This is a genomic window from Rhizobium herbae (assembly GCF_019511375.1).
Lineage (GTDB): Bacteria > Pseudomonadota > Alphaproteobacteria > Rhizobiales > Rhizobiaceae > Pararhizobium > Pararhizobium herbae_A.
The window spans coordinates 716,855-729,167 of record NZ_JAEUAO010000003.1; the positions used below are offsets into that span (position 1 = coordinate 716,855).

11 protein-coding genes are annotated in these 12,313 nt (G+C 61.0%); 9 read left to right on the plus strand and 2 right to left on the minus strand.

The features are described from left to right. The first annotated feature begins 12 nt into the window (after positions 1-12). The 4 genes from JNB71_RS16470 to JNB71_RS16485 all read left to right on the plus strand — a co-directional run bounded on the left by JNB71_RS16470 (position 13) and on the right by JNB71_RS16485 (position 4,250). On the plus strand, positions 13-897 hold the full coding sequence (locus JNB71_RS16470) for a carbohydrate ABC transporter permease (RefSeq protein ID WP_220372850.1): 885 nt from the start codon (positions 13-15) through the stop codon (positions 895-897). Beyond that, on the plus strand, positions 894-1,751 hold the full coding sequence (locus tag JNB71_RS16475; RefSeq protein WP_018329304.1) for a carbohydrate ABC transporter permease: 858 nt from the start codon (positions 894-896) through the stop codon (positions 1,749-1,751). Before JNB71_RS16470 ends, JNB71_RS16475 begins: the two co-directional genes overlap by 4 nt. A 115-nt stretch (positions 1,752-1,866) precedes the next feature. Continuing rightward, entirely contained in the window at positions 1,867-3,030 is a 1,164-nt protein-coding gene (locus JNB71_RS16480; RefSeq protein WP_223215895.1) for an extracellular solute-binding protein, read from the plus strand. Positions 3,031-3,116: 86 nt separating this feature from the next. Next, positions 3,117-4,250 carry an ABC transporter ATP-binding protein gene (locus tag JNB71_RS16485; RefSeq protein WP_220372852.1) on the plus strand — a complete coding sequence of 378 codons (1,134 nt, stop codon included), beginning with the start codon at positions 3,117-3,119 and terminating at the stop codon, positions 4,248-4,250. A 371-nt stretch (positions 4,251-4,621) separates the two neighbouring features. Here JNB71_RS16485 and JNB71_RS16490 read toward each other — a convergent pair whose 3' ends face one another. Together JNB71_RS16490 and JNB71_RS16495 are read right to left on the minus strand one after the other, a co-directional pair. After that, positions 4,622-6,097, minus strand: coding sequence for a M81 family metallopeptidase (locus JNB71_RS16490; RefSeq protein ID WP_220372853.1), 1,476 nt, complete (start codon positions 6,095-6,097; stop codon positions 4,622-4,624). A gap of 23 nt (positions 6,098-6,120) precedes the next feature. Further along, positions 6,121-6,612, minus strand: coding sequence for a hypothetical protein (locus JNB71_RS16495; protein ID WP_220372854.1), 492 nt, complete (start codon positions 6,610-6,612; stop codon positions 6,121-6,123). Between the two features lie 112 nt (positions 6,613-6,724). On the opposite strand from JNB71_RS16495, the gene JNB71_RS16500 reads away from it, so the two are divergent. From JNB71_RS16500 to JNB71_RS16520, 5 genes are all read left to right on the plus strand, one after another. After that, entirely contained in the window at positions 6,725-7,120 is a 396-nt protein-coding gene (locus JNB71_RS16500) for a RidA family protein (protein ID WP_220372961.1), read from the plus strand. A gap of 120 nt (positions 7,121-7,240) precedes the next feature. Beyond that, the gene (locus JNB71_RS16505) at positions 7,241-8,104 is read left to right on the plus strand and encodes a MurR/RpiR family transcriptional regulator (RefSeq protein ID WP_220372855.1); all 864 of its coding nucleotides are present in this window, start codon (positions 7,241-7,243) and stop codon (positions 8,102-8,104) included. 25 nt (positions 8,105-8,129) lie between these two features. Beyond that, positions 8,130-8,906 carry an SDR family oxidoreductase gene (locus JNB71_RS16510; protein ID WP_220372856.1) on the plus strand — a complete coding sequence of 259 codons (777 nt, stop codon included), beginning with the start codon at positions 8,130-8,132 and terminating at the stop codon, positions 8,904-8,906. Between the two features lie 16 nt (positions 8,907-8,922). Beyond that, the gene (locus JNB71_RS16515) at positions 8,923-10,842 is read left to right on the plus strand and encodes a beta-N-acetylhexosaminidase (RefSeq protein ID WP_220372857.1); all 1,920 of its coding nucleotides are present in this window, start codon (positions 8,923-8,925) and stop codon (positions 10,840-10,842) included. A 22-nt stretch (positions 10,843-10,864) separates the two neighbouring features. After that, positions 10,865-12,313, plus strand: a complete 1,449-nt coding sequence (locus JNB71_RS16520; RefSeq protein ID WP_220372858.1) for a M81 family metallopeptidase — start codon at positions 10,865-10,867, stop codon at positions 12,311-12,313.

Here is a 12,313-nt window from a genome sequence, read left to right on the forward strand (position 1 = left end):
GGAGGCGGCAGGATGAGTGTTCAGCGCAGCACCGTCATCTTCGCCTGGATCCTGCTGCTGCCGGCTCTTTTCTATGTCACGGTGATCGTCGCCTATCCGCTGGTGGACACTTTCATCCTGTCCTTCACCGATGCCTCGCTGAAGAAAACGACCAAATGGGTCGGCTGGATCAATTACGAAAAGATCTTCAACGCCACCTTCGCCGAGGTCATCATCCGCACCTTCGTGTGGACCTTCTTCTCGGTGTCGATCAAAATGATCATTGGCGTCTTCGGCGCCTCCATGCTGAACGCGGCCGTCCCCGGCCGGGCGCTGTTTCGCGTGCTCACGACGCCACCATGGATCGTGCCGATGGCCATCGGCATCTTCATGTGGGGCTGGATGTATAACGGCCAGTTCGGCATGATTTCCGGGGTGCTGCAGCGGGTTGGCTTTGCAGACGGGCCAATCGCTTTTCTTGCGCAGGGCTCCACGGCCTTCTGGGCAACGATTATCACCGACGTCTGGATCGGTGTGCCGCTCGTGACGCTCTATATGCTGGCCGCGATGCAATCGATCCCGCAGGATCTCTATGAGGCTGCCTGGACCGACGGCGCCGGCCGCTTCTATCGTTTCCGGCGCATCACCCTGCCGCTGCTCATCCCCTCGCTGATCACGATGTCGATGCTGTCGTTGATCGCAACCTTCAATTCCTTCGACATCATCTGGATCCTCACCCGCGGTGGTCCGAGCGGCGAGACCACGACGATGATCATCGATACCTACCGCACGGCGATCGGATCGAACAAATACGGCGAGGGTGCCGCCCGCGCCGTGCTGATCTGCATCTTTCTGTCGATCTTCTGTCTCGCCTATTTCCGCGTCACCAGCCGTCTTTCCTCGGGAGAGAACCGATGAGCCAGCCTTTGATGGTCAACCGCTATCGCTGGTACGAATTGATCGGCATCTATGCAGGTATCCTGGCCTTTCTTACCTTCATCCTGGCGCCCTTCGTCGAGGGTTTCCTGGTTTCGCTAAAACCGCTCAGCCAGCTCTTTTCATCTCCGTACCGGTTCATTCCGCAAAATGGGTCCTTCGAGGCCTACCGGACCATGTGGGTCAGCGTCCCGGGCTTTGCCCGCTATATTTTCAATTCCTTCTTTATCTCGACCATCGTGACCGCAGTCGTTCTGATGCTGGTTGTCCCTGCGGCCTATGCCTTTGCCCGCTTTAAATTCAGGGGATCGGGCCACCTGCTCGGCGCCTTCCTCGCGGTCAATATGTTTTCCGGTGCGGTGCTGCTTATCCCGCTGTTCCGGCTCATGCGCTCCTTCGGTGTGTTGAACACCTACTTCGCCATCATCGTGCCGGGCGTAGCATTCCTGATCCCGTCTGCCATCTGGCTTTTGCGCACCTACATGATGCGTATTCCAAGGGAACTCGACGAGGCTGCATTCGTCGATGGCGCGAGCCATTTCTATACGCTGCGCCGCGTTATCCTGCCGATCGCCATGCCTGGCATCACGGTGGTTGCAATTACCACCTTCATCGGCTCCTACGCCCAGCAGTTCATCTACGCGCTGACCTTCAATTCCAAGACGGAATACGCGCCATTGCCGGTAGGCCTGTTTGCCTATTTCGGCCGGCAGGAGGTCATCTGGAACGAGCTCATGGCCGCGAGCTTCGTCGGCATTGCGCCTGCCATGATCGTGATCTTCTTCCTGCAACGCTATCTCGTCAGCGGGCTGACCGCCGGCGCGGTGAAACAATAAGCCGAACCACCAGAGAAAAATGGGAGCTAAAAACGTGACAATTCGTTTCAAGACCGGCCATTTCACGACCGGAGTGTTTACCCTTGCCTTGCTCGGCTCGACCGCGCTCGGCGCCATGACCGCACATGCTGCTGACCAGGAAATCAGCTGGATCTATTGCGGCGACAAGATCGACCCGATCCATGAAAAATACATCAAGGAATGGGAAGGCAAGAACGCCGGCTGGAAGATTGCACCGGAAGTCGTCGGGTGGGAGCAGTGCCAGGACAAGGCAACGACGCTTGCTGCTGCCGGCACACCGGTCGGCATGGCCTATGTCGGTTCGCGTACGCTGAAGGAGTTCGCGCAGAACGATCTCATCATTCCGGTTCCGATGACGGAAGACGAGAAGAAGAGCTACTATCCGAACATCGTCGACACTGTGACGTTTGAGGACAACCAGTGGGGCGTGCCGATCGCCTTCTCGACCAAGGCTCTCTATTGGAACAAGGACCTGTTCAAGGCTGCCGGCCTCGATCCCGAAACGCCGCCGAAGACCTGGGCTGAAGAGATCGCTTTCGCCAGGCAGATCAAGGAAAAGACCGGAACGGCCGGCTACGGCCTGCCGGCCAAGACCTTTGACAACACCATGCACCAGTTCATGCACTGGGTTTACACCAACAACGGCAAGGTGATCGACGGCGACAAGATCGTTATCGACAGCCCCGAAGTGCTGGCTGCACTGCAGGCCTACAAGGACATCACGCCCTACTCGGTCGAAGGCGCTACCGCATACGAACAGAACGAGATCCGTGCCATCTTCCTCGACGGCAAGGTCGGAATGATCCAGGCCGGCTCGGGTGCTGCCGCCCGCCTCAAGGACACCAAGATCAATTGGGGTGTTGCAGCGCTGCCGCTCGGCACCTCCGCCAAGGGGGAAGGCACGCTGTTGATCACCGACAGCCTGGCCATCTTCAAGGGAACGGGCGTCGAGGAGAAGGCGGCCGAGTTCGCCAAATACATCACCTCGACCGACATCCAGCACGAATATGAGCTGCAGGGCGGCGCCGGCCTGACCCCTCTGCGCCCTGGCGCCGTTGTCGATGAATTCGTTGCCAAGGAGCCCTATTGGAAGCCATTCATCGACGGCATCGCCTATGGAGGTCCAGAACCGCTCTTCACCGACTACAAGGGCTTTCAGAACACGATGATCGAGATGGTCCAGTCGGTCGTAACCGGCAAGGCCGAGCCCGCCGACGCACTCAAGAAGGCGGCTGCCGATCTCGAGCAGTACAAGTAAGGCCATCGGACCGGGAACCCACCGGTTCGCGGTCCAATTCTGCTGCTATGAAAAGGCTGCTTCCGTCGGCGGCCGGAGACAGATTCTTGGGACAGCTCAATCTCAACACGGTTCAGAAATTCTACGGCACGTTCGAGGTGCTCAAAGGCATCGATCTCGAGGTCAAAAACGGCGAGTTCGTCGTTTTCGTCGGGCCCTCCGGCTGCGGCAAGTCGACCCTGCTCAGAATGATCGCCGGTCTCGACGAGACCAGCGCGGGTGATATCCTGATCGACGGCAAACGTGTCAACGACCTGCCGCCGGTCAAGCGCGGGATCGCCATGGTCTTTCAATCCTATGCGCTCTATCCGCATATGACCGTGTTCGAAAATATCGCCTTTCCGTTGCGTGTTGAAAAGATGCAGGAGGACAAGCTCAAGGCCAAGGTGGAAAACGCTGCCCGCATTCTTCATCTCGACCAGCGGCTCCAGCAGAAGCCGGGATTGCTGTCCGGCGGCCAGCGTCAGCGCGTGGCGATTGGCCGGGCGATCGTGCGGGAGCCGAAGATCTTTCTCTTCGACGAGCCGTTGTCGAACCTCGACGCGGCGCTGCGCGCAGACATGCGCATAGAACTGGCGAAACTCCACCGGCAGCTGAAGGCGACGATGATCTACGTCACGCACGACCAGGTCGAGGCGATGACGATGGCGGACCGGATCGTCGTTCTCAATGCCGGGGAGATCGCTCAGACCGGCGCACCGCTCGAACTCTACCACAAGCCCGCCAACATGTTCGTCGCAGGGTTCATCGGCAATCCGAAGATGAACATGCTCCCCGTTATCTGCAAAGCCGTCGGCGCCACAGGCGTCGAGATCGAATTCCAGGGCCAGACTGCGACCATCCCCGTCGAAGGACGCGCCGGCCTCGTCGGACAGCCATTGACGCTCGGCATCCGCCCGGAACACATTCAGTTCGGCGCGGCGGACCTCGCACTGGCAATTGCGCCTTCTGTGATCGAACACCTCGGCGCCCACACCGTCGCCTATGCGGCCGTCAACGGCGAAGGCGAGAACTTTTGCGCCATGCTGCCAGGCAGCGCAGCGATCCGCACGGAGGAGACGGTTCCGGTCGGCCTCAAAGCCGCCGATTGCCATCTCTTCGACGCCGACGGCATTGCCCTTGAACGCCGGCTGGAACTCGGCGATGTCGATATGGGGCTGTTGAAGGCTGGCGGGGTCTGAGGGCGGCCGTCCGGCCACGATGCGCGTGCAGGCAGCATGTCGGCGGGGTACCTTACGGTGCATCCCCATCCGTGGAGGTCGGTCTCAAGACCCTGCAAGCGCGCTGCTGATCACCCAGCCTGGCTTGGCGGAAAGGTATGTCCGCTTCCCAGGCGCGGCAAGCGAACGGGGGTGGTCACGGAGGGCAGCCGATGAAAATAGGCCAAGAGCGGTGCTCGCGCGGCGCTATTGTTGGCGTGCGAGCGAGCGGATCTCGCGCTCGGGGGGTAGTTAAGGGTGCCTTGTGACGAGCGCTGACATTGCCCGTGAATTTTCATTCAGCACTGCAAATGCAGCCTTTGCCATCCAGCATGAGGACGCGATCGCGTTTCTCAAGCCGCGCCTTGCGCATCTTCGTGCGGATTGTCCGCCATCGGCCAGATGTCGCGCGGCGCCCGGCGATAGGCAGTGCGGGCCGGGTTGTTCGGGTAGGGGGTGCCTGCCGAACAATAAAGGATTTCCGAGGCGATTGGGGCGAAGGAGGCGTAGAAATGGTTGGTCGATTTGATCACCAGTATTTTCCTCGACGTCGGCTCGATGCCCATCACCGAAAACAGACTTGGATCGAAGCTCTGGGCCCGCGTCGAATTCAGGATGATGTCGATGCCGTTGAGCTGGATATGCGCTGCATCGCCGAAGGGTGCAAAACTCTCCCCGAAACGCATCTGGGCATTGCGCACCAGCCGGATGACCTTGACGATGCCGTCGATCGGATTGCCGGTGCCCGGCGCCGATTTCGCGCCGAAGCGCAACTGGATCCGGGCGCCTTCGCCGGCCGCCATGCAGATTTGCACCGCCATCGGGTCCCAGATCGTGCCGACTGCCGTGTCCTTTGCGCCCTTGGCCAGCAATTCCGCTAAAAGCACTGTCGCATCCCCGGCTGTGCCACCGCCCGGATTGTCCCAGATGTCGGCGATCACTACCGGACCGCTCGCCGCAGCAAGCGCGCGCGACACGGCTTCCCTTTCGTTGATCTGGGGCATGATGAAGGTGCCGCGCTTGGCGAAGAGCTCAAGCCCGAGTTCGCGAGCGAGAACCGCTCCTTTGTCCGGCTTGCCGTCGGTGAGCACGACCATCTTCGTTCCCATCTCCGGCACGTCGCCGGCCATGAAGCCATGCACCACGGAGATCGACAGAATATCGGGGTCTGCGGCTTCCATCCGCATGATCTTGTCGACGAACGAGCGCATCGGCTCGCGCGAGGTCGGATATACATCGATCATGCGACAGTCGAACACCGACATTGCCGGCTTGACCCGTCCGGCAAGGGTATCGAGCGCGATACGCCACAGATCCTCGGCGCGCTCGACGAAATCGGTATGGGGAAATTCCTTGAAGTAGACGAAGAAATCGGCGGCGGCCAGGCGCTTCGCGGTCAAGTGACTGTGCGGATCTAGCTCGGCGCAGACGAGGACATCTGGGCCGACAATATCGCGCACGCGCGTGAGGAAGTCGCCTTCGGTGTCCTCGTAGCCGTCGGCGACCATGGCGCCGTGAAGTCCGAGTACGACGGCGTCGACCGGAAGTGTCGCGTGAAGTTGATCGAGTATCTCGTCGCGCAGGCCTTCATAGGTCAGGCGATTGACGAGGCCAGCCGGGTCCGCCCAGGCGGCAGTGCCCTCGATCAGGTCGAAACCTTGTTCCGCCGCCAGCCGGCGGCCGACGGTGATTGGAGCCGAGCAGAGCGTCGGTGTTTCCGGATGTTTGCCCGGCGGCGCGTATAGCGAGGCTTCAAAGGCGCGACGATCAACGCAGATCGGCGAGAAAGTATTTGTTTCGGTCGCCAGCGTGGCGGTAAATATCCGCAATGCAGTTGCCTCTTGCTCGCTTCTCAGGCCTCAATCATCGGATTGGGCAAGTAGCCGGTGAAGCCGCAGATCTTCCACCGCCCCTGGTGCAGGCGACAATAATAGACTGTCTGCCATTTAAGGACATCGACGCTTCCATCCGATTTCTTCAGGCTGCCGTCGAATTTCTTGCGGGCAAGTGCCATCCCGTCTTCAACCTCGATGTCCTCAAGCGTCGTGGTCGTGAAGAGCGCAGTGCGCGGGTCTTCGGCAAAGGATTGCTGCGCGAAGTCCTTAGCCTGGCGCAGCCATTCGTTGCAATAGGCATTCAGCGAAGGAAAGGCAAGCCGCCATTTGTCGGGGTTTACATTGCGTCTGCCATCGATGCCGATGAAGCCCTCTTCGACGAAATCCCCGGCGACTTTCGACCAGTCGGCGGAAAGAAAGGCATCGATGTCCCGTTCCACCAACATTTGCCATATCGCATGGCGGGCTGCGTCGGACGGTGAAAACGGATTGCCGAAAGGATCGCGCACCTTTGCTCCCTCTATTGAAATTCTTTTCATAAACTTCGTTTTTCTCTGGTCAAATTCTGCTTTCTGTGGTCATTTGTCAACGCATCACGAAAATAATTTGCATGAAGAAGGGGTGTCCATGAAACGTTACGGCGCCGAACAGCCGGGTGCTGGCGGCAAGTTGCTGCCATTTGCGCGCGCGGTGGAGGCGAACGGCTGGCTTCATGTTTCCGGCCAGGTTGCAATGGAGAACGGCGAGATCATTGAGGGCGGCATTATTCCGCAGACCCACAGGACCATTGGCAATCTGATGGCGATTCTTGCCGAGGCGGGTTACGGACCCGAGCACGTCGTCCGCGTCGGTGTCTGGTTGGACGATCCGCGCGATTTCTGGACTTTCAACAAGATCTATCAAAGCTATTTCGGCGAGCATCCACCGGCGCGAGCCTGTGTGCAGGCGTCGATGATGGTCGATTGCAAGGTTGAGATCGATTGCATCGCCTACAGAGAAAAGACGGCGCCAGTCTGAACACGGTACCGGATGGAGGGTGGACATAGGGTGAGAATCGTGTGCCGGATCGCAGCACTGCCGCGGTTTTCAGGCGGCCTCCGCAAGGCGGCCGGCGATCTCATGAAAGGTACACTTTAAATGGATATTTTCTCCACGCTTCAGGAAGAGAAGGCCAAGCTCTCGCAGGCCGAAGGCCGCATTGCCGAGATCCTGCTCACCGATTTCGAATTCGCCGTAAATGCCTCGATCATCGAGCTTGCCGGCAAGGCCGACGTCTCGCCGCCGACCGTCACGCGCTTTTGCCGTCGTCTTGGCTGCGAAAGCTTTTCCGACTTCAAGGTGCAACTGGCGCGCACCGCCTATGTGGGCATGCGTTATCTGAAGCCCGAGCCGAAAAGCCGGGAGCCCGCCGACGTGGCGCAGGATATCGTCACCAAGGCGCAGAACGCCCTTTTCTTGCTGCACCGCAATCTCGACCTTACGGCGATCCAACAGGCAGCGGAGCGGCTTGCATCGGCGGACATGATCTATGCCTTCGGCTCGGGCGGCAATTCCTCCATGATCGCCAGCGAAATGCAGAACCGGCTGTTTCGCCTTGGGTTGCGCGTCACGGCCAGTGCCGATCACAGCATGCAGTTGATGATGGCGGCGGCGGCAAAGCCCACCGACGTTCTGATCGGTTCGTCGTTTTCGGGGCGCAATGCCGAGCTCGTGCGGTCCTTTACGCTGGCGCGCGAGCAAAAGGTGGCGACGATTGCCTTGACCCAGAGCGGCAGTCCGGTCGCCCGCGCGGCCGACATCACCGTGCCGGTCGATTTGCCTGAGGGCAACAACATCTACCGGCCGACCTCGACCCGGATCGCCTATCTCGCCCTCGTCGATATCATTGCTAGCCTCGTTGCGTACCACGTCCAGCCGCAGGCGACAGTGACGCTGCGGCGTATCAAGCAACAGCTCGTCGCCCACCGCGATGGCGATGACCGCCAGCTTTTGGGGGACTGACATACATGCTCAGAGGGGAACCGGCATGCCAGCATCCGTCGCGATCGTAACCGGCGCCGCAGGCGACATCGGCCGCGCCATCGCCCGCCGGCTTGGCGAAGATCATGACATCGTCCTGATGCCCGATCTCGACGGGGCTGCGGCCGAAACGGCGGCAATTAGTCTGCGTGATCCGGGCAAATTCGTTGCCTTTGCCTGCAACATTACCGATCCGGCAAATGTTGCCGATATGGCAAGCCGCGCGGCCGAGCTTGGCCAGGTGCGAACCCTCGTCAACAATGCGGGCGCAGCGCGGGCGGTCAGCCTGCACGACACGACGCCGGAAATCTGGCGTATGGACAGCGTGCTCAATCTGGAGGCTGCCTTCCTCTGTTTTCGCGCAGTCGAAGAGGCATTGAAAGAAACGAGGGGGTCCGTCGTCAACATCGCCTCGGTCAACGGTACCAATGTCTTCGGCCATCCCGCCTATAGCGCCGCCAAGGCCGGCCTGTTGCACCTGACGAAGCTGATTGCGGTGGAATACGGCAAGTTCGGCATTCGCGCCAACGCCGTTTCGCCCGGCACGGTGCGCACGCAAGCGTGGGAAGATCGCGCCGCCGCCAATCCGAATGTCTTTGAGGATGCCAGGCGCTGGTATCCGCTGCAGCGGATCGCCACTCCGGATGATGTCGCCAATGCCGTCGGCTTTCTGGCGAGCCCGCTTGCTGCGGCAATCACCGGCGCCTGCCTGCCGGTCGATTGCGGCCTGACGGCGGGGCAGGCGGAACTCGCCCGCACCTTTTCCCAGTCGGATCACTACTAGAACACGAGGAACAGACATGCACACGGCGTCCTATCGTCTCGAAAGCGCGTGGCAACCGCACGGCGGTCCGCACGGTCGCTTCACCTTCCGCCTCTTCAATCTTTCAGAAAGCACGATTGAGAACTTCACGATCGTCTACACGTCACTGACGCGGGTTATCGACCAGGACGCCTGCGAAAACGCGACTTTTGTCAGGCGTGACGCCAACTATCACGAGTTTGCGCCGCCGACCGGTTTTGCCTTGGCACCGGGTGCGATGTGGACGTTCACCGTTGGCGGCCTGCACCGCAAGGCCGTGCATTGCACAGATGGTGCGAAATCCGCTTATCTGACGCTCGCCCCCGGCCGCCATGTCCCGGTTGCCGTCTCCGATCTCATGCTCGAGGGCCGGGTGAGCGAGCCACCGCCGGTGCTTTTGCCGCAAGGCAAACTCGACCTGCCGTTCGCCGTGCAGCCATGGCCACGCCGGATCGATGCGGAGCCGGGCGAGGGCTTTCCTGTCTGCCTCTACCCGGCGCAGGGGTGCTCGTTGGACGATCTCAAGGCAGTCGAGATTGTCCTTGCCCTGTTCTGCCGCCTTTTCCCGGCGGATCATGCGCCCCTCAGTCTTGCGCCGAACGATCAGGGCAGGACGCTGCGTCTAAAAGAGGACGCAGCACTCGTCCCGGAAGGCTACGAGATTGCGTTTTCGGCAGACGAGGTCAGGCTCTCCTTTGGCGGTGGTGCTGGGCGCCAATACGGATTGACGACACTGGCACAGCTTCTGAACGGCGCGCGCCGGGAGCCGGCAAAATTCCGCTTCCCGATCGCCGGCACCATCGCCGATGCGCCGCGCTATAGCTGGCGCGGCTGCCATCTCGACGTGTCGCGGCAATTTTATCCCATCAGCGATCTCTTACGGCTGATCGACATTCTTGCCTGGCTGAAGCTCAACATCTTCCACTGGCACCTCACCGACGACGAGGCGTGGCGGCTGGAGATCAAGGCCTATCCGGAACTCACCACTGTCGGGGTCCTGCGGAGCCCCGATGGGCCGCTTCTGCCGCAGCTCGGCAATGGTGCCGAGCCCGTGGGAGGCTTCTACAGCCAGGCCGATGTCCGCGGTCTGGTTGCCCACGCCTCAGCGCTAAACGTCGAGATCGTCCCCGAGATCGATATTCCCGGTCACAATGCTGCGACCCTTGTCGCATTGCGCGATCTGTCCGACGGCCAGGAAGCACCGGAGAGTTATCACTCCGTGCAGGGCTACGCCAACAATGCGCTTAACCCGGCAGTGCCGTTCACCTACGAATTCCTAGAAAAAGTCTTCGACGAAATGGTCGAGCTTTTTCCGTCCGCCTACGTCCATGTCGGTGGTGATGAGGTCGCGGACGGCGCCTGGCTCGCCTCGCCGCTGGCAAGATCGTTGATGGAACGCGAGGGCATTTCCGGTACGTTCGGGCTGCAGTCCTATTTTCTCAACCGGGTGAAGGACATGCTGACCAGGCGCGGCAAGAAGCTGGCCGGTTGGAACGAGGTCGCCCACGGCGGCGGTGTCAATGCGACGGAGACGTTGCTCATGGCCTGGCAGAGCCCCGAAGTCGGCATTGAGCTTGCCCGCGAAGGCTATGAAGTCGTCATGACGCCCGGCCAGGCCTATTATCTCGACATGGTGCAGGCAGAGGCATGGCAGGAGCCGGGCGCCAGCTGGGCCGGCACGGTGCCGCCCGCCCACACCTATGACTACGAGGCCGAGGGCGAATTTCCAGAGGAGCTGAAACATCGGCTGAAGGGCGTGCAAGCCTGTATCTGGTCGGAGCATTTCCTCTCGCGCGGCTATTTTAACCGCCTCGTCTTTCCGCGCCTTCCGGCCATTGCGGAGGCGGCGTGGACGCCGAAGAGCGGGAAGAACTGGCTCCGCTTCGCGGCCATCGTCGGTCTCTGCCCGAAACTTTAAACTCCAAACCGTGAGGGAAGCCATGCGCATTGCCGTCGGCGGCATCCATACCGAATGCAGCACCTATTCGCCGGTCCTGATGACCCTGGAGGACTTTCGCGTGCTGCGCGATGCGGATCTGCTGGGCGCAGACTATTTCAGTTTCCTGCAGGGGGACGGTATCGAGCACGTGCCCCTGCTGCACGCGCGCGCCGTTCCGGGCGGCCCGGTGTCGCGTGATGCTTATGAAATTCTCAAGTCCGAGTTTCTTGCAAGATTGCAAGCGGCCTTGCCGATCGACGGTCTCTATCTCGCGATGCACGGCGCGATCAATGTCGAGGGTATGGACGATGCCGAAGGCGACTGGATCTCTGCGGCGCGCGCGGTTGTCGGGCCGGATTGCCCGGTCGCTGCGAGTTATGACCTCCACGGCAATGTCAGCGAAGGGATCATCGATCAGCTCGACATTTTCGCCGCCTATCGCACCGCGCCGCATATCGATGTGCGCGAGACGATGGTTCGCGCCTGGTCGATGCTGGTCGGGACGCTGCGGACCGGCCGTCGTCCGGGCGTCGCCTGGGCAAAGGTGCCCGTCTTGCTGCCGGGCGAATGCACTTCAACGGAGGATGAGCCGGCGAAGTCGATCTATCGCGAGCTTCCCGGCTTCGATGCCCGGCCGGGTATCCTCGATGCCAATCTGATGATCGGTTATGTCTGGGCTGACGAGCCGCGGGCAACGGGGTGTGCAATCGTCACCGGCGTAGACAAAGCCGGTGCGCTGAAGGCAGCCGAGGAAATAGCCCTCCGATACTGGAATGCGCGGCACAGCTTCGGTTTCGGCCAGCAAACGGGGCCGTTGGCAGAAATGCTTCAGATTGCGGCGGCTGCGAATACCAAGCCAGTCATTCTTGCCGATTCAGCCGACAATCCGACGGGCGGCGGCGTCGGCGACCGGGCTGACGTGCTGCGTGCGCTGCTTGCGCGCAACTGGCAGGGAGCGCTTATTGCCGGCATCACCGATCGGCCCGCCGTCGAAGCCTGCTTTGCGGCCGGTGAGGGAGCGCCACTCGCCCTTCGCATTGGCGGAAGTCTCGATCCGGCCAGCGTTCCCGCCGATGTCACGGCAACCGTCCTGCGTCTTGATGATCCGGGCGCCCCGGCCGAGCGCCAGGCCGTCGTGCGTGTCGGCGGTATCGAGGTCGTGCTCGCTGCGCGCCGGCGTCCCTATCACAATATTGCGGACTTCCGCCGGCTTGGGCTCGATCCCAACACCGCGCGGCTGCTGGTCGTTAAATCGGGTTACCTGTCGCCGGAACTCGCGCCGATTGCCAATCCGAACCTGATGGCGTTGACCGATGGCGTCGTCAATCAGGACATCGCCAATCTTGCGAGCAACCGCAGGACAAGGCCGGTCTTTCCCTTCGACCGGGATTTTGAATTCACGCCACAGGCCAGGCTTTCGGCGCGCTGGCTCATGGGTCCCAAAGGCTGA